Source organism: Sporosarcina thermotolerans, assembly GCF_030067815.1.
Lineage (GTDB): Bacteria > Bacillota > Bacilli > Bacillales_A > Planococcaceae > Sporosarcina > Sporosarcina thermotolerans.
Map to the genome: position 1 here is coordinate 2,914,216 of NZ_CP125968.1, position 19,083 is coordinate 2,933,298.

A 19,083-nucleotide genomic window follows, 5' to 3' on the forward strand; every position below is an offset into this window, starting at 1 on the left:
TCATTCGTTAATAAGAGCCGGACAATAAAAAAAGTAGACAAAAGTAACTTTTGTCTACCCGCTTATGTGTACATGCATTAAATGCACGGCACGTTCACTCATGTGCTAACCTGTCAACAACGTTATGCGTCGATCAGGTGAGAAGCGGGCAGCTCCTTCTTATACCACAAACTGTATTCATTAACCTTATTAAGTCTACCACCTGATTTATTCATTGTCAACATAAAAATTTCACAGTTGATTTACGCTGCAGGCGGACGCTTTCCGTGGGGCGCGGGTGAGCCTCCTCGTCGCTTCGCTCCTGCGGGGTCTCACCATTCGCGCTTAACCCCACAGGAGTCGCCGCCTTTCGCTTCAATCAACGGAGAGTATTAGTATTAAGTGTCGCAGTTAATAATTTCTTTAAAGACGCATAAAACGATTGAAAAGCTTATAAATCACCATAAACACGCATAAGTTTGGCCAGATACGCATAAAGCGGTTCAAACGCTTATAAATGCCTGCAAATACGCATAAACGCATATTTTGAAGGGTTTTTTATTTGTTTAAAGGCACTTGGCGCGATATGGAGTGTTGATTTACTTATTTATTCCCGCGTCCACTAGTATTAGTTTTCGTGGGATACGTCTGCTTGTATTAGTTTCAAGAAGTCATTGAATGGCATGCTTTCGGATTTTTGTTCTCCGTATTTTCGTACGTTTACTTCGCCGGATTCTACTTCTTTATCTCCAAGTACAAGCATGTACGGGATTTTTTGCACTTGTGCTTCGCGGATTTTATATCCGATTTTTTCGTCACGGCTGTCAAGGTCGATACGGAATCCAGCTGCGACTAACTTTTCGCGAACTTCATTTGCATAGTCGAAGTGAGCTTCAGGCGAAACTGGAATAACTTCAACTTGAACTGGTGCAAGCCAAGTCGGGAATGCGCCTTTGTATTCTTCGATCAGGAATGCTACGAAACGTTCCATTGTTGATACAACGCCTCTGTGAATGACGACTGGGCGATGCTGTTTGCCGTCTTCTCCGACGTAAGTGAGGTCGAAACGTTCAGGTAGAAGGAAGTCGAGTTGGACTGTCGATAATGTCTCTTCCATTCCGATTGCTGTTTTCACTTGTACATCGAGTTTCGGACCATAGAATGCAGCTTCACCGTCTGCTTCTACGTATGGAAGTCCAGATTCATCCATTGTTTCTTTTAACATGCTTTGTGCACGTTCCCACATCTCGTCGTCGTCGAAGTACTTCTCAGTATCTTCCGGATCACGGTATGAAAGACGGAAGGAATAATCCTCAATACCGAAGTCTTTGTACACGTCGATGATGAGTTGAACAACACGTTTGAACTCTTCTTTGATTTGATCAGGACGGACGAAAATATGTGCATCGTTTAGTGTCATTCCACGAACACGTTGAAGTCCAGAAAGTGCCCCTGACATTTCATAACGGTGCATCGTTCCTAACTCAGCGATACGTATTGGCAAGTTTCTGTACGAGTGGATGCCGTTTTTGTAGATCATCATATGGTGCGGGCAGTTCATTGGACGAAGAACAAGGTCTTCATTGTCCATGCTCATTACAGGGAACATGCCATCTTGGTAGTGTCCCCAGTGTCCTGAAGTTTTGTATAGTTCTACGCTTCCCAAAACCGGTGTGTAAACATGGTCATAACCAAGTTTCACTTCTTTGTCTACGATATATCTTTCGATGATGCGGCGGATTGTTGCACCTTTTGGTAGCCAAAGTGGAAGACCTTGACCTACTTTTTGGGAGTTCGTGAATAAATTCAATTCTTTCCCGATCTTACGGTGGTCACGTTCTTTGGCTTCTTCTAACATGCGAAGATGTTCTTGAAGTTCTTCTTTTTTGAAGAAAGCTGTTCCGTAAATCCTTTGAAGCATTTTATTTTTGGAATCCCCGCGCCAATAAGCACCTGCGATGCTTAGCAGTTTGAATTCCTTTAGTTTGCCTGTAGACGGTACGTGTATACCACGGCAAAGGTCGAAGAATTCTCCTTGCTCATAAATGGATACTTGTTCCCCTTCTGGAATTGCTTCCAACAGTTCAATTTTATATGGGTCATCAATTTCTTTGAAACGTTTTTCTGCTTCTTCGCGCGATACTTCCACACGTGTTACAGCTTGGTTTTCACCAATGATTCGTTTCATTTCTTTTTCAAGTTCAGGCAGATCCTCAGCTGTAATCGGTGTTGGAGAATCAATGTCATAATAGAAACCGCTGTCGATTACTGGGCCAATTCCTAATTTCGCGTCCGGGAATTTGCGTTTTACGGCTTGTGCCAGTAAATGAGCTGTACTGTGACGTAGAATTTCAAGGGCTTCAGGAGATTGCGGTGTAATGATTGCAATATCTCCATCTTCGTGAATTGGTGTTTTCAGGTCTACTAATTTGTCGCCAATTTTACCTGCCAATGCGCTTTTACGAAGGCCTGGACTGATGGAGCCTGCTACTTCTTCTGTTGTTGTACCTGTTGGGAACTCCTTTATCGCACCATCTGGAAATTTAAAATGAATATTTTCTGCCATTGCAAACACTCCTCATTATTTTATAAAATGTTGATTTCCGCTCCAGGCGGACGCTTTCCGCGGGCACGGCTTCAGCCAATCGAACCACGAAGAGTTCGATTTGCCGTATTTCTGCGCTTTTTGCAGAAATTAAGGCAGCCGTCTTGTCATTCCTGCTCGCAACGCTGCGCTTTTGCTCGCAAACGCCGTTCTTCGTTACGGCGTTCGCAGGAGTCGCCGCTTTCCGCTTCAATCAACGGATCTCCTTTTAATCAATAAAAAAACACAAAAAAGCCCCATCCCAATAAAGGGACGAGGCTGTTGCTCGTGGTTCCACCCTTCTTCCTTCTATCCAGTCATACAAAAAGAAAACTGGAAAGATGAAGCTCGAAACGGCTAACGGGCCGGGTCCGTCATCGGTTACTAAAAGGGTTCGCCGATGCTGCTCCGAGGTGGTAAATCGATCATCTTCACTTCAGGGCTTCCAGCCAAGCGACCCTGTTCTCTGGTAGTGGATTAACCGACTCATGTCCTCTTCAACACATTTTCGAATATAATATCCATTAGTATAAGGAATGTTTAAGAAATTTGCAAGTGGATAATTCAACCTACATGTTTCTTCGATTTTTCCCCTTCAACTGGACAGGTTTCGCAACCGTTTTGATGCGTTCCATAATCCGCGCGGCTTTGACTTCTTCCTTCTCGCCACGTTGTGTATACGTCAAATGGTGCTGCAGTTCATCGAAATTGAAATTCGACGTGATGAACGTAGGAAGCTTCTCCGCCATGCGGTATTGCAATATGGTTCCGATTACTTCATCACGTGCCCAAGCGGACATAGATTCCGCACCAAAATCGTCTAACATGAGCACTTTCGCTCTTTTTACGAAATCGATTTTTTCATTCAATGTCTGATCCTGGATTGATTGCTTCATTTCTCTTAGGAATTCTGGAATATAAACGACAACCGTCCGGATGCGAAGATTGGCAAGCTCATTTGCGAGCGCACCTAAAATAAAGGACTTTCCTGTTCCGAATGGTCCGTAAATGTAAAGGCCTCTTTCGGGTAACTCTCCTGTTTCGCTAATTTCACTTAAAAATTGAGCTGCAGCCTCAACGACAATGATTCTGCTATTATCATGCTCGAGATCCACGTCATGTAGACGTGCTTCCATGACGTCTTTCGGCATGTACATGCTTTCAATCATATTAGACACATTTCGGCGTTCATCATCGACAAGTTTATTCGGACATTTTACATAGTCGAGATCAATGAATCCTTGGCTGAGCACAAGTTTCGGCTCAAATCCTTTCATCACATTGACGCACCCTTCGATATTCGGGCATTTCTCACAATGGTGGGAAGCCGTTGTATATTCATATAATTTCCCCAAACTTTTGTCGACGACCGATTTATCGACTTGATCTGAATGATCGGTGATGAACTGTTGGACGCCCGGAGACTCCATTACTTCATTCTTCAATTGCTCGTACCTTGCGGTTAGTTCTGAGGCGTTAAAAACTCGCTTCAATGTATTTCCAATTCGCTCCAACTCATTTCACCCCACTTCTCATAGCATCGAGTTTTTCAAGCAGTTGACGGCGTTTTTCGTCAATAGACGGATCTACATCGGATACCGGTTGCTGCACTTTTTCCTCATCATTTTGATAAAACCATTCTGGTACCTTCTCTACCCTTGTCGGTTTCCTTTTGGAAGTGGATTTCTTACTTCCTTCATTTTGCCATTTAATGTACTGGTCATGTTCTTTCCGCGATATTTCCATCGCTTCTTTTGCTGTCGCAATTTTTTTATTCGCCCAATGCGAAGCGATTCTTTCCGCATAGTTTTTTGTAATTTTACCGTCGTTGCGAATAATTATATAGTGAAGTAATACATTTACGACGCCAATCGGAAATCCGTGAACAGTCACTAGTCTTTCAGCAAGTTCAACGTCTACAGGAAGCGGTTCATTTCCAGTGTAGTCTTTCAGCATCTCCCGAGGCGCAGTATTTTCCATATAGAAGATGAATTTATCTTCACGCGATTTCGGCTCCTCAATTGGTATAGCTCGTTCTTTCGTAAAGACTTTTTCAATCGTTGGGACGTTTTGCGAAATGTTCGTCTTGTAATAATCGACAGCGGCTTTTCGTACTCTGTTTTCAGGTAACCTTAAATTTTCGTCTAAAGCCATCATGATAACTTTTTGCATATCAATCGGTGTAAGGGAGTAAAGAAAAGCCAATTTCTCGATCAATTCCTTGGAAACCGAAGCAAGGGATGATTTTGGAACCATTTGTTCAGAAAGGCCAGAACGTAATAAGTTAAAATCGAAATCAGAATGAGCAATCTGAATACCTTTCGATTCATTTCGTCCTTTTATATCACCTGTTTCATCCACTTGTTCAGATGCCCCAGAACGAATCGGTTTGTAAACATCTAAAAAAGTACGTGATACTTCTTTATAAGTACCCTCAACTAAATTTTCATCCAAAAAACGATTCCTTAATCCGCGGTACGCTTGCTCTCCAATTTTACTAAAAAGGAATGTAGATAAGAGCGGATCATCGAAAAAGGATTTTGCATCCATTGGTGCAAGCAGTTCGTACACGAAGGAGCGATCATCGCCAACAGTCCTGCAATATGTGCGTAGCAAGCCGATTGCTTCGAGTGAAATCCTAGCTTCGAAAACTTGTCCCAATGGCATGGTTAATAAATTCATTAAGTAATAATGGTTAAACTCATTTTCTTTTTCTCGTTCCGCGTCAGCCCAAAAAGACATGAAAAGACTCATTGCTTGTGGGCCGATTAACGGTTGGTAAAATAGTGTGAGGAGTTGCCGGTCATAGTCCGAAAATGGACTTGCCATCTTTAGTTTGAATGAATCTACTGGTTGCAGTTCTTGATAAAGCAATTCGGAACCCCTCTTTCATCATCAATTGTAAATTTGTTGTTTTTCGCTCAGGCGGACGCTTTCCGCGGGTATCGCCGCCTACTGCTCCAATCATCGGAGCCTCTTGAATACCAACAAGTTCCTTTAAAATATATATCAAAGATTTGTTTCATCTTTTTTGTTTTGGAGGTTTTTTAACTCTTCGATGAAAACTGTTATGTCTTTATATTGTCTGTAAACCGAAGCGAATCGTACATAGGCAACTTCATCGACATCGGCCAATTTTCCCATCACCATTTCACCGACATCTTCGGAATTGATCTCAACAATCCCAGAACTTCTTAATTCTTTTTCTATTAAATAAACAATGTTTTTTAATGCCTCTAACTCAACAGGCCTTTTCTCACACGCTCTTATTAATCCTCTAAGCAATTTTTCTCCATTGAATTCTTCCCGGGACCCATCTTTTTTCACGACGATAAGTGGCATTTCTTCCACTTTCTCAAAAGTTGTGAACCGAAACGCGCATTTTTCACATTCACGGCGTCTTCGAATGGATCGATTCTCTTCAGCCGGTCTGGAATCGACTACCCTTGTGCCATTGTAATGACAAGCTGGACATATCATTTCGTCTTCCTCCGAATTTCCCTATAGTATATTGATTATAACAGAAGTTTGTCGAAAAAATCGAAGGGGATCCTAAAGAAATTACTGATGTGGTTTTTGAGAGGGATGAAAGAAATAAAAATGCCGTCCAAGTCATACAAGAACTTGGACGGCTTTTCATTATTTTAATAGATTCAATTAAGCATTGAGTGCTTTTGCAACTTTTTGAGTTAATTCGACAACACGTGCAGAATAACCCCACTCGTTGTCGTACCAAGCAAGAACTTTCACCTTACGGTCACCCATAACAATTGTAGACAACCCATCAATTGTTGCAGATTCGGTTGTTGTATTGAAATCGACAGAAACTAAAGGTTCAGTTGTGAAACGAAGGATTCCTGAAAGTGCGCCATTTGCCGCCTCTTTAAATGCCTCATTCACTTCTTCAACCGTTACATCTCTTTTTACATCTACAACTAAGTCAACTAACGATACATTTGGAGTCGGAACGCGAAGTGCCATACCATGAATTTTTCCTTCAAGCTCAGGCAATACAAGTGATAACGCTTTTGCAGCACCTGTTGAAGTTGGAATAATCGATTGGGCACATGCACGTGCACGACGAAGATCCTTATGAGGATTATCCAAATTCTTTTGGTCATTTGTATAAGCATGTACAGTAGTCATCAATCCGTTTTCAATGCCGAATGTATCATTAAGCACTTTCGCTACAGGAGCAAGACAGTTTGTCGTGCAGCTTGCATTTGAAATGACATCGTGTTTTTCAATATCGAGCTGATCGTCATTCACACCCAAAACAATTGTAATATCTTCATTCTTACCAGGTGCAGTTAAAATAACTTTTTTCGCACCAGCTTCAAGATGAAGAACAGCTTTTTCACGGGAGTTGAATACTCCAGTTGCTTCAATTACGATATCGACACCAAGGTCAGTCCATGGCAACTTGGATGGATCACGTTCTGCTAATAATTGGACACGTTTCCCATTAACAATCAGAGCATCTTCCTCAACGACGATGTCTCCGTCAAACACTCCATGATTTGTGTCATACTTAATCAGATGGGCCAAAGTTTCAGCCGGATATGATGCGTTTACCGCAACTACATTCACGTCGTCCTCTGTGATAATTTGGCGGAAAACCATACGTCCAATTCTACCAAATCCATTTATCGCTATCGAAGTAGTCATGTAAAAATATCCCCCTGCTTTATGTTATACTTTTTATCATTTATCCGATAATTAGTATAGCACATTTTACTTATGTGGAAAGAGTTTGTGAGGCAATTGAAAATGTTCCACTTTTCAGAGAATATACTTATGGTGATACGAACCATTTTGCTAAAATCGCATCAAGCTGTCGTTCAGTTTCTTCCAAAGTGTCGTTATTATTAATAACGGCATCCGCCCCTTTTTCCTTTTCGGGAATTGGGAGTTGTGAATTGATTCGAGCATCCGCTTCTTCGCCAGTTAAATTATTTCTTGCCATTAAACGCTTTCGTTGAATAGAAGGAGTTGCAGAGACGACAATGATTTTCTCGACATAGGATTGAAGCTTACTTTCAAAGAGTAATGGAATATCCATTATGACCGTATTAAACCCTTTTTCAAGCCATAATTCCTTTTGACGAATCATTTCTTGGCGGACAGCAGGATGCATAATCGCATTCAGTTTTTCACGTTCAAGTTGGTCATTGAATATAAGGCCGCCTAACTTTTCACGGTTAAGCCGACCATCTTGATCAATAATCTCTTTTCCGAATGCATCGGCTATTTTTTCCAACACACTACTTCCCGGCTCTACAACCTGCCTTGAAATTTCATCCGCATCGACAATCGGATAGCCTTTTTCTTTTAACATACGTGAAACGGTGCTTTTACCGGTCGCGATGCTTCCTGTCAAACCAATGATCATTGGATTCACCCTCTCACCTTTGGCATTTTGGACAATAGACGGAAGTTCTTCCGGCTATCTTTAGGCTTTTCGTCGAACTACCACATTGACCACAAACTTTTTTTCCATACATTTTAAGTCGAGTCTGCATTGTACCTGCTTCTCCATTAATATTTCGATAATCAGAAATGGAGCTTCCACCAGCATCAATACTTTCCTGTAAAACCTCAACAATCACTTCGAATAATTCCTTTTTCCTTTTTTCACTGATCCGTTCGGTCGTTCGATTCGGATGTATATTCATTCGAAAAAGAGCCTCAGTTGCATAAATATTACCGCATCCCGAAATAATATGCCCATCCATAATGACTTCCTTTATCGGTTTCCGTGCATATTTAGGAGTGGAAGCCATAGTCAGAAAGTGATCTATAGCTTCCTTAGAGAAAGGTTCCGGTGCCATTTTCAACAACGGAGAATAGTCCTCTTCCTTACCTAATAGGCGCAGTTCCCCAAATCTGCGTATATCGGAATAGACTAACATTCCGCCATCGTCCATCGTGAAAATGACATGGATATGGTTTCTGAACTTTCGTTCCGTCACCTCATCTAAAGAATCCACGACAAACCACGCACCTGACATTCCCAAATGGCTCACCAACAAATGTGGCTGACCTTCTTTTTTAAGATGGAAATAAATATATTTACTTCTTCTTGTAATATCCATAATCGTCATTTGGGAAAGTTCTTCTATAAAATCATCAAGCGTCTTTCCTTTGACAATTGCTTCTTTACCCAATTCCTTAGAACTTCGGATCACATCTGAAACCTTCACTTCAGAAATGGTACGACCTTTTGACGCAGGTGCCAATTCACGGACAACACCTTCAACCTCAGGTAGTTCCGGCATACTAATTCCTCACTTCGTTTCATACCAGGATAGTCCATACGCCCACTCGACTTTCAAAGGAACATCAAGTGTTAACGCGAATTCCATCACTTCAGGTACAATTTCCTTTAATTTCTCTATTTCATCTTCTGGTGCTTCAAAAATCAATTCATCATGTACTTGAAGAAGCATCCTTGTTTGAAGGCCTTCTTCTTTCAATCTTGCATCCATGTCAATCATCGCTTTTTTGATGATGTCTGCGGCTGTTCCTTGGATTGGCGTATTCATCGCCGTTCTTTCTGCAAAACTTCTTAGATTAAAATTAGAACTTGTTATGTCAGGTAAATAGCGTCTTCTATTCATCATTGTAACGACATAACCTTTCATTTTCGCATCTGCAACAATATCTTCCATATATTGTTTAACTCCAGGGAACGTCTCCAAATACGTATCGATGAATTTCCCTGCTTCTTTACGGGTTATATTCAAACTTTGAGAAAGGCCATAGTCACTGATGCCATAGACAATGCCGAAGTTGACCGCCTTAGCAGTCCGTCTCATATCTGAGGAAACTCCATCCTTATCTACGCCGAACACATCCATCGCTGTTTTTGTATGAATATCCTCGCCTTCTTGGAAAGCTGCTATCATTTTTTCGTCTTGAGACATATGGGCAAGGACACGCAGTTCAATTTGCGAATAATCCGCTGCAAACATTAGCCAGCCTGGTTCGGATGGAACAAATGCTGCTCGTATTTTCCTGCCTTCCTCCAAACGGATTGGGATGTTTTGCAGATTTGGATTAATCGAGCTCAAACGACCTGTTTGGGTTAAGGCTTGTTGAAAACGAGTATGAATTTTACCATCTTCGTGGATTTCCTTAGTTAGTCCTTCAATATAAGTTGAATTCAGCTTTCCAAGCTGTCTGTACGTCAAGATGAAACCGATAATTTCGTGTTCGCTTTCAAGTTTCTCCAATACATCAGCAGCAGTAGAATATCCCGTCTTTGTTTTCTTAATTGGTGTCAGACCGATTTTTTCGAACAGAATTTCACCAAGTTGCTTGGGCGAATTAATATTGAATTTTTGTCCCGCCATTTCATAGATGATCGATTCCAACTCTAAAAGCCTCGCAGATAAATCAATTCCGATTTGACGCAGGATGCCTAAGTCAGTCTTGACTCCCGTTGTTTCCACCTTCCCAAGGATTTTAGCTAATGGCATTTCAAGCTCACGGTACAACTCAAATTGCTCATTATCACGAAGCTTGTCTTCCAGTATCGGCTTCAGTTTCCAGACAGCTTGGGCTTTCCTTCCGGCGTGATCTGCAAGTGTTTCTTCTCCCGGTAATGCCTTTTTGGCACCTTTTCCATAAACAACCTCGTCTGATTGGATATCGAAGTAGTTGAATTCTTTGGCAACAGATGCAACATCTGTGTAACTGGAAGAAGGGTTTGCAATATAGGTCGCCAATAATAAATCAAATTCAAAACCATTCACTTCGATACCATGTCTTAGCAAAGATGCATATGATGCTTTTGAATCAGTTGCGAACTTTCTCTTTTGTTCGTCCTGGAACCATTTTTTCAACTTATCCGACTTAATGACGACTTCAAACGGAATAAAGATGATGGTTTCACCGTCGGTCATACCGATGCCTGAAATTTCAGAGGCTAAATAATTCTCATCGATCATTTCAACATGAAGTGCCATTTCGTCTGCAAGTTCAATGGTATCCGGATCAGTTACGATATGAACGTTGATTTCCTTAATCGGTTCACTTTCAGTTTGTGGAGCCATTTTTTCAAGCAGCGTTTTAAACTGCAATTCTTCATAAAGTGCTTTTACGTTTTCCTCGTCAGGTCCAGGATAATCCAAATTCTTAATCGAAATGGTAATGGGTGCATTCACTTCAATCGTAGCGAGTCTTTTGCTCATGAATGCTTTTTCTTCATTCTCAGTCAAATTCTCTTTCAGTTTTTTACCAGAAACCTTATCCAATGATTCGTAAACTTTCTCGACTGAACCGTATTCCTTCAATAGTTTAATGGCAGTTTTTTCTCCAACTCCAGGCACACCAGGAATATTGTCTGAAGGGTCTCCCATAAGGCCTTTCATATCAATGATTTGTAATGGTGAAAGTCCGTACTTGTCCATCACATGTGCAGGTGTGTATTTCTCAAGATCTGTTATACCTTTTCGTGTAATACAAACTGTTGTATTGTCGCTTGCAAGTTGAGTCAAGTCTTTATCACCAGAAATGACGATGACTTCCATGCCTTCCGCGTCCCCAGTTTTGCTCAATGTTCCAATAATGTCATCGGCTTCGTACTGATCGAGTTCGTATTGTGGGATTTGGAATGCATCAAGTAATTTCCGTAAATACGGGAATTGCTCAGAAAGTTCCGGTGGTGTTTTTTGGCGTCCACCTTTGTATTCGCTGAATGTTGAATGCCTGAATGTTGTTTTACCTGCATCCCAAGCGACGAGTATATGTGTTGGCTTTTCCTCTTTTAGGATGTTTTGTAGCATCATTGTAAATCCATAGATAGCGTTCGTATGGATTCCTGTGTCGTTCGTTAATAACGGTAGGGCAAAAAATGCTCGATACGCCAAGCTGTTCCCATCCAAAAGTACAATTTTCTCTTTTGACAAATCCGCTCACTCCCTTGATAAAAAAACGTCATCTCCATTTATCTTACCATGTTGGTAAGGAGAAATGAAAATGACGTCTTCTGTTATTCGAGGTAACCTGTTAAGATTTTCGCGTATGGCGAGTCAGCAGGCATGATGATCATTGTATCGTTACCAATAGTGCGTGAGTAAGACTGCAGTGTTCGATATAGATTATAGAACTCTGGGTCCTTGGAGAAGGCATCGTTGTATATTTTTGCTGCTTCTGCCTCTCCCTCTGCATGGATGATTGCTCCTTCTTTTTGGGCTGTCGCCAATAACTCTTGCACTTCACGGTCTGTTTCCGCTTCAATTCTTTGCTTTTCCGCATCCCCCTCAGAGAGATAAGCCTGAGCGGTTGATTCCCGTTCAGAAATCATCCTTGTGTAGATGGAATGCTCGTTTTCTTCAGGAAGGTCAATTCGTTTCATACGAACATCTATCACTTCAATTCCGTAATTCCCTTCGTCAAGGAATTGATTCACTTTTGCTGTGACGCGGTCATTTAAGCTCCCCCGCTCGGAGTTTTCATCATTAACAACATCGACATAATTCAACTGACCCATTTCGTTCCGAATAACCGAATAGATGAACTCTTCCATTCTGGATTCAGCGTTGACGATATTTCGGGCGTTGGAGATCATTTTTTGCGCATTTGTTATTTTCCATACAGCATAGTTGTCAATAATGATCCGTTTTTTATCCTTTGTTGTAATTTCCGCTTCAGAAACGTTATAGATCATTTGGTTTTTTGGTAAAGTGGAGACGGTTTGAATGAATGGGATTTTCATATTCAAACCTGGTTCGTCAATGGTTCTTGTAATCTCTCCAAACTGTCGTACAACGCGGTATTCATCTTGCTTAACGATAAATACATTCGCTAATAGGATAATTGCCAATGCAAATAGTACCGTAAGCGTGATTGCTGTTTTCACAGTTTTTCTCATATTGAATGGGCGTTTTGGCGTTATGACCTTTTGGGGATCTCCCGCTTTATTCTGTTTTGCTCGTTGACGTTCCATAAATTTCTCTTCAATGCCTTTAAATGGATTTTCATTCGACATCAGTTGCCTCCCCCTTCCGTTTTAGTAGCCGGTGGTGGTGTTTGATTCTCTAACTGCTGTAATGGTAAATACTTCAATGTTTCTCCATCATCATTCATAATATAGATTTTAGCTTTTGGTAATACTTGTTCTAATGTTTCGATGATTAGACGTTGTCGTGTAATCGCTACGTTTTTTGAGTATTCCGCATGAAGATCGTTAAAGAGGGCGACGTCTCCGAGGGCCTGCTCAATACGCGCTGTTTTTTGACCTAATGCACGTGACCGAATTGCATTCTTCTCACCGATTGCTTCGTTTTCCCGTTTGTTTTTATACTTTTGGGCTTCATTAATTTTTGTGTTTTTAGTTTCCCTTGCGTCCGTTACAGCAGTGAAAGCCGCACGTACCTCCGCGTTCGGAAGCTCAACGTCTTGTAATTTGACACCTTGAATTGAAATACCGATATCATAATTTCCTACAAGGGTAGTAGTAACTCCCGTGTTTTCCCTTCAATTTCCGCCTTTCCATCCGTCAACGCTGCATCTATCGTCGAGCTTCCGATAACAGATCTAATTGAGGCAGAAGTAGCGTCATGCAAAATTTGTTCCGGTTTTTGGGAATTGAATAAAAACTTTTGCGGATCCGTAATTTTCCATTGAACTACGAGATCTGCGAGGACGATATATTCATCCCCTGTAATCATTTTTGTTTCTTTGTCAAAAGAGACAAGCTCTCCACTCGCGTCTTGTTTGTACCCGAATTGAAGACTGAAAGTTTCTTTTGAAAGTTTTTCAACCTCTTGGATTGGCCATGGTAATTTGAAATGCAAACCTGATTCGGTTACGGGCGTATCCGCCTTACCGAAGGTGATAACAACTGCCTGCTCAGATTCATCCACGGTGTACCAAGTAGTAAATGCGATAACAACTAAAAGAATCCCAGCGATAATAAGTCCTGTCGCTATCGATGCTCGGCGTGTGCTCATATTTGTAATTCCCCCTTCTCATATGTATCTATTAATCATACGGACATACTTCAAATAAGTTTCAAAAAAAGAAACCGCATTATGCGGCTTTTTTTGGTAGAGTTATGGTAAATGCAGTTCCAACACCCAATTCGCTTTCAACAGTAACCTTTCCAGCATGTGCTTCAATCAAGTGTTTTACGATGGCTAAGCCAAGTCCAGTACCACCGGATTCTCTGCTCCGGCCACGGTCGACTCTGTAAAAACGTTCAAACAGCCTTGGTAATTGATCTTGTTTTATACCAATGCCCTCGTCCTTTACTTGAATAATGACCTCCTTTGCGGTTTGAGAAGTCGTAATAAAAATTGTGGTACCTTCTTTTGAATAATTAATGGAGTTTATCAATAGATTGACCATCACTTGGATAAGTCTATCCTTATCAGCTTCCACACCAATCCTTGACTGACCTTCTAAAATGATCTTCATTCCCTTTTTATCAAGTGGCCCTGAGACGATTTTCATCGCATCGTCTATCACATCAGAAATATGCACGGATCCATAGTGTAAATAGAAGCCCTCTCTTTCGATTCGTGACAATTCGAGAAGATCATCAATAAGCACATCCAGACGGTCACTTTCCTTTTGTATGATTTCGAGGAAATCCTTCAATAGTTGAGGTTCATTCATCGCCCCGTCCAATAAGGTTTCCGTAAAGCCCTTAATGGATGTAATTGGGGTTCGCAATTCATGTGATACGTTTGCAACGAAATCCTTTCGTACTTCTTCCAAGCGTATTAACTTTGTTATGTCGTGGAAGACAATGATAATGCCAAGCCAATTGCCATGTCGCCCGATAACCGGTGCTCCATAAACATTGAAATACGATTCATCTCTCCTAATTTGACGTTCCGTGACTTTTTCCGTCAGGAACACATCCTCTATTAAGACTTCAATTTCTTCAGGAAAACCTATTTCTTTAATACTCTTTCCTATCAAAGAATCGCTTGAAAATCCAAAAGTCTTTTCAAAAACACCGTTCTGTAAATTTACAGTGCCTTCCCTTCCAAAGATTAAAAGTCCACTTCCCATACTTTCAATCAACGTCTTTAATCGTTCCTTTTCCATCGTCCGTAAAATTGAAGTTTCCTGTAAGTTTTAGCAATTTGATTTAAAGCAAGCCCAAGCTCATTGTCAATCCCTATTTCCTCGATTGGAGTTCTTGCCAAATAATCCCCTTCTGCAAGTTTTCTTGCTGTTCTTGTCATAAAGTCAATGGGTTTCGTATATTGGCGAATGACACGGGATGCTATGAATATGGATATGAAAAATACAATAGAAAAAGTAACAGCAAGGAAAAGCAAATACTTATGCTGTACTTGTGTTGAAATTGGATGGTCAATCAGATAAAAAAACTGGCCAAGGACGATACCAAGACCAGTCAATTGAATTAAAAAAATAACAGTGAAAGCAAGAAGAAGCCTATAATAATAACTTTTCATTTGACCTTTTGCTCCTCGAATTTATATCCGATTCCCCTGACCGTCTTAATGAATAGCGGTTTTTTTGTATTCTCTTCAATTTTTTCTCTCAGGTGACTGACATGCACGTCAACGATTCGTGTATCCCCAACAAAGTCATAGTTCCAAACTGCACTTAATAGTTGTTCACGGGTAAGTACACGGTTTTTATTTTGCATGAAGTAGACGAGTAACTCAAATTCTTTCGGCGTAAACTCCAATGATTGTTCCCGTAGATAAGCCTCATACTGTTCAGGATGTACAGTGAGCGGACCTGACGTAATTATATGGTCACGATCATCCGTCACCTTAACACCAGTACTCTCTTGACTGCGACGCAGGACAGCCTTAACACGCGCTATGACCTCCCTTGGGCTAAACGGTTTTGTCATATAGTCATCTGCACCGATTTCTAATCCTAAAACCTTGTCAGGTTCCTCGCCTTTTGCAGTGAGCATAATAATCGGAGTATTTATATTGCGACTTCTAAGGATTTTGCAAACTTCAATTCCATCAATAATGGGCAACATAAGATCAAGTAAAATTAAATCTGGTTTTTCTTCTTCAACTTGCTGAATGGCTTGTGCACCGTCTGCCGCCATAATAGTTTCAAAGTTGGATTGTTTAAGATTATAATCGAGTAACGTACGAATTGGCTGTTCATCATCGACTATCAATATCTTGTTCACGATACCCGTCATCCCCCTAAAAATTGATAATATTTTTCTGGAATTTAAAAGTTCTCCATTGCTTGCGCGGTGAGGTTTTTCTCTGTGGATGGAGGAATTACTGTCACATTCCCCGAAATAACGGTTTGTTTGTTTTCATTTGTTGCTTCTATCATAATAACAATCGATTTTTTATCGATTTCTACTTTGATTACTTCGAATAGGAATTCTATAGTTTCATAATGAAAGACAGGGTTTGGGAATCGTAAATGTTGCTCTGTAACGTGAGAGCCTGGCCCTGGCAAGTATTTCGAGATTGCCGAAGTGACGAAACCGGTTAACATGATTGGTGGAACAACTGGTTTTTCAAACTTCGTTTGAGAAGCATAATCATGTTGGATGTAGAGCGGGTTTGCGTCATTTGTTAAGCCAAGATAAAGGAGAAGGTCTTTGTCTTCGATTTTTTCGGTTAGTTTTAATTTTTCCCCGATGACGATCTTTTCAATATCCCTACCAATCCGCCTCTTTTTCCCTAATATCAACTTTTTTCCTCCTTTATTTATAGAGCAATAATTGTTGTTATTGAAAGTGTATCAATTTTCACTGGGAAAGGGCAAGCAAACGCCGTTACGAAAAACGGCGTTTGTTTGCGAGCAATGTTTTCTGCGACCCTAAGGGAGCACAAGCGAAGCGTTGCGAGCAAGTGATTTGTTAACCTTTATCTGTTTATTAAAAAACCGGAAAGCACTTAGGCTTCCCGGTCTATTGTTTCTCTTATAGGTTTTTGATTAATTCATCTGCGAATTCGGATGTTTTTACTTCTGTTGCTCCATCCATTAGACGTGCAAAGTCATACGTTACAACTTTAGATGCAATTGTCTTCTCGATAGATTCAGTAATCATTTGAGCCGCTTCATTCCATCCCATATGCTCAAGCATCATAACGCCGGAAAGCAATACGGAAGAAGGGTTTACTTTGTCAAGACCAGCATATTTTGGTGCTGTGCCGTGAGTTGCTTCGAAAATCGCATGTCCAGTTAAATAGTTGATGTTAGCTCCTGGAGCGATACCGATTCCGCCGACTTGTGCTGCAAGTGCGTCGGAGATATAGTCACCGTTCAAGTTCATTGTAGCAACAACTTCGAACTCTTTCGGACGAGTCAAGATTTGTTGAAGGAAGATATCAGCAATCGAATCTTTTACGATGATTTTGCCAGCAGCTTCTGCGTCAGCTTGTGCTTTGTTCGCAGCGTCTGTACCTTCTGCTTCTTTGATTTGATCGTATTGGTTCCAAGTGAATACTTTGTCGCCGAATTCTTGCTCTGCAACTTCGTAGCCCCAGTTTTTGAAAGCACCTTCAGTGAATTTCATGATGTTTCCTTTGTGTACAAGTGTTAAAGATTTGCGGCCTTCTTTAAGTGCATAGTTGAGTGCACCACGAACAAGGCGTTTTGTACCGTCTTCAGAAACTGGTTTGATACCGATTCCTGAAGTTTCAGGGAAACGGATTTTATCAACACCCATCTCATCTTGAAGGAATGAAATTAATTTCTTAACTTCATCAGAACCTTCTTTGTACTCGATACCTGCATAAATGTCTTCCGTATTTTCGCGGAAGATGACCATATCGCAGTCTTCAGGGCGCTTAACTGGAGAAGGTACACCTTCGAAGTAACGTACAGGACGTAGGCAAGTATATAGATCCAATTCTTGACGAAGAGCAACGTTCAATGAACGGAATCCACCACCGATTGGTGTAGTCAACGGTCCTTTAATCGCAATTAGGTATTCATCGATTGTGTCAAGTGTTTCTTGTGGTAGCCATTCGCCTGTTTCATTGAATGCTTTTTCTCCTGCAAGAACTTCTTTCCATTCGATTTCCTTTTGACCGTCATATGCTTTTTTAACAGCAGCTTCCAATACGCGTGAAGCAGCATGCCAAATATCAGGACCTGTACCGTCACCGATGATGAAAGGGATTGTCGCTTTGTCTGGAACGTTTAGAACGCCGTCAGTTACTGTGATTTTTGCCATTTTGAATTCCTCCGTTTCATGATGAGGGGGCTTGTACATTTCTGCACCGCCCCATGGATTACTTTTCAGCTTTCCGATAAATTTTCTATCGGGGAGTTTACAACTTTGTTATCTCTCATTGATAGGTACATATTTTTGCAGATCTGGTCCGATGTAATCCGCACGTGGACGAATTAGTCTATTATTGGAGTATTGCTCCAAAATATGTGCTGTCCAACCGGACATACGGGAAACCGCAAAAATTGGTGTAAACAAATCATGATCGATACCAAGTGAATGATATACCGAAGCTGAATAGAAATCAACGTTCGGAGGCAAGTTCTTCTCACCTGTCACAATGGACTCAATTTTTTCGGACATGTTATACCATTTTTCTTCACCGCGAAGTGTTGTCAACTTCTTCGACATTGCACGAAGATGTTTTGCACGCGGGTCACCTTTTCGGTATACACGGTGGCCGAAGCCCATAATTTTTTCTTTATTGTCAAGTTTTTCTCTAATGTATGTTTCTACATTTTCTTCTGATCCGATTTCCATCAGCATCTTCATAACTTGCTCATTTGCACCGCCATGAAGTGGGCCTTTTAGAGCTCCAATTGCCGCAGTAACACCGGAATAGATATCTGCAAGAGTTGCCACACAAACACGTGCCGTAAATGTGGAAGCGTTCAATTCGTGGTCTGCATGAAGAACTAAAGCTTTGTCGAATGCTTCGATTGCAATTTCTTCAGGTTCTTCACCATTCAACATATAAAGGAAATTTGCTGCGTAACCAAGCTCTGTTTTAGGAGCAACAGGCTCTTGTCCTTTACGGATGCGTGAAAATGCGGTTACAACAGTTGCAACTTTCGCTTGTAATTTTATCGCTTTTTCATAGTTTGCTTCATCAGACATATCTTCTGCTTTTTCATCGTATAATCCAAGAAGGGAGATTGCTGTACGCAATGCAGCCATTGGGTGTACATCAGCAATTGGATATGTTTTGAAATGATCAAGTACTTCTTGAGGAATAGACATATTGTCTGCAAGTTGCTGCTTTAGCACAGCAAGCTCGTCCTCTTTTGGTAAACGTTGGTGCCATAATAGATAAACAACTTCCTCAAAGCTTGCATTCTCTGCCAGGTCGTCGATATCGTAACCGACATATGTAAGGGTGTCATCAATAATAGAACTGATGGCGGACTGTGTAGCTACGATTCCTTCCAAACCTTTTGATGCTGTCATTTAAATCGCTCCTTCAGTCAATTTTGCCTACTATCTACAACAAAATATTGTGAATCTAGGCAAATCTATATTTTTATTTAGTACTGCCTGAAACGCTTACATGACTATTATAAGCAAATATTACAGCTTTGTGAATGGA

17 protein-coding genes and 1 pseudogene are annotated in these 19,083 nt (G+C 40.9%); all 18 read right to left on the minus strand.

Going from position 1 to position 19,083, the window contains the following annotated elements; genetic code table 11:
- Positions 1-607: 607 nt before the first annotated feature.
- Positions 608-2,545, minus strand: a complete 1,938-nt coding sequence (thrS, locus tag QNH10_RS16515; RefSeq protein WP_283732419.1) for a threonine--tRNA ligase — start codon at positions 2,543-2,545, stop codon at positions 608-610.
- Positions 2,523-2,777, minus strand: coding sequence for a hypothetical protein (locus QNH10_RS16520; RefSeq protein ID WP_283732420.1), 255 nt, complete (start codon positions 2,775-2,777; stop codon positions 2,523-2,525). The genes thrS and QNH10_RS16520 overlap by 23 nt, the downstream gene beginning before the upstream one ends.
- Positions 2,778-3,132: 355 nt before the next feature.
- Complete coding sequence (gene dnaI, locus QNH10_RS16525; protein WP_283732422.1) at positions 3,133-4,077, minus strand: primosomal protein DnaI; 945 nt, start codon at positions 4,075-4,077, stop codon at positions 3,133-3,135.
- A gap of 1 nt (position 4,078) precedes the next feature.
- Positions 4,079-5,437, minus strand: a complete 1,359-nt coding sequence (locus tag QNH10_RS16530; RefSeq protein WP_283732423.1) for a replication initiation and membrane attachment family protein — start codon at positions 5,435-5,437, stop codon at positions 4,079-4,081.
- Complete coding sequence (locus QNH10_RS16535; RefSeq protein WP_283732425.1) at positions 5,367-5,576, minus strand: hypothetical protein; 210 nt, start codon at positions 5,574-5,576, stop codon at positions 5,367-5,369. Before QNH10_RS16535 ends, QNH10_RS16530 begins: the two co-directional genes overlap by 71 nt.
- Entirely contained in the window at positions 5,573-6,043 is a 471-nt protein-coding gene (gene nrdR, locus QNH10_RS16540) for a transcriptional regulator NrdR (RefSeq protein WP_283732427.1), read from the minus strand. The genes QNH10_RS16535 and nrdR overlap by 4 nt, the downstream gene beginning before the upstream one ends.
- A 177-nt stretch (positions 6,044-6,220) precedes the next feature.
- Positions 6,221-7,231 (minus strand): glyceraldehyde-3-phosphate dehydrogenase, encoded by a 1,011-nt coding sequence (locus tag QNH10_RS16545; RefSeq protein ID WP_283732428.1) that lies wholly within the window; start codon positions 7,229-7,231, stop codon positions 6,221-6,223.
- A gap of 127 nt (positions 7,232-7,358) precedes the next feature.
- On the minus strand, positions 7,359-7,955 hold the full coding sequence (gene coaE / locus QNH10_RS16550; protein ID WP_283732430.1) for a dephospho-CoA kinase: 597 nt from the start codon (positions 7,953-7,955) through the stop codon (positions 7,359-7,361).
- A gap of 13 nt (positions 7,956-7,968) precedes the next feature.
- A complete protein-coding gene (gene mutM, locus QNH10_RS16555) occupies positions 7,969-8,841 on the minus strand; it encodes a bifunctional DNA-formamidopyrimidine glycosylase/DNA-(apurinic or apyrimidinic site) lyase (RefSeq protein WP_283732431.1) in 873 nt (290 codons plus the stop codon).
- 9 nt (positions 8,842-8,850) lie between these two features.
- Positions 8,851-11,475, minus strand: a complete 2,625-nt coding sequence (gene polA / locus QNH10_RS16560) for a DNA polymerase I (protein ID WP_283732432.1) — start codon at positions 11,473-11,475, stop codon at positions 8,851-8,853.
- 83 nt (positions 11,476-11,558) lie between these two features.
- Positions 11,559-12,557, minus strand: coding sequence for a protease modulator HflC (gene hflC / locus QNH10_RS16565; RefSeq protein WP_283732433.1), 999 nt, complete (start codon positions 12,555-12,557; stop codon positions 11,559-11,561).
- A pseudogene (gene hflK / locus QNH10_RS16570) lies at positions 12,557-13,521 on the minus strand (FtsH protease activity modulator HflK). Before hflK ends, hflC begins: the two are co-directional and overlap by 1 nt.
- A 79-nt stretch (positions 13,522-13,600) precedes the next feature.
- Entirely contained in the window at positions 13,601-14,626 is a 1,026-nt protein-coding gene (gene pnpS / locus QNH10_RS16575; protein WP_283732434.1) for a two-component system histidine kinase PnpS, read from the minus strand.
- On the minus strand, positions 14,608-15,000 hold the full coding sequence (locus QNH10_RS16580) for a hypothetical protein (protein ID WP_283732435.1): 393 nt from the start codon (positions 14,998-15,000) through the stop codon (positions 14,608-14,610). Before QNH10_RS16580 ends, pnpS begins: the two co-directional genes overlap by 19 nt.
- A complete protein-coding gene (locus QNH10_RS16585; protein WP_283734673.1) occupies positions 14,997-15,710 on the minus strand; it encodes a response regulator transcription factor in 714 nt (237 codons plus the stop codon). Before QNH10_RS16585 ends, QNH10_RS16580 begins: the two co-directional genes overlap by 4 nt.
- 41 nt (positions 15,711-15,751) lie before the next feature.
- Positions 15,752-16,228 (minus strand): MaoC/PaaZ C-terminal domain-containing protein, encoded by a 477-nt coding sequence (locus QNH10_RS16590; RefSeq protein WP_283732436.1) that lies wholly within the window; start codon positions 16,226-16,228, stop codon positions 15,752-15,754.
- Positions 16,229-16,460: 232 nt separating this feature from the next.
- Positions 16,461-17,720, minus strand: coding sequence for an NADP-dependent isocitrate dehydrogenase (gene icd, locus QNH10_RS16595; RefSeq protein WP_283732437.1), 1,260 nt, complete (start codon positions 17,718-17,720; stop codon positions 16,461-16,463).
- Between the two features lie 108 nt (positions 17,721-17,828).
- Positions 17,829-18,944, minus strand: a complete 1,116-nt coding sequence (gene citZ, locus QNH10_RS16600) for a citrate synthase (RefSeq protein ID WP_283732438.1) — start codon at positions 18,942-18,944, stop codon at positions 17,829-17,831.
- Positions 18,945-19,083: the final 139 nt, after the last annotated feature.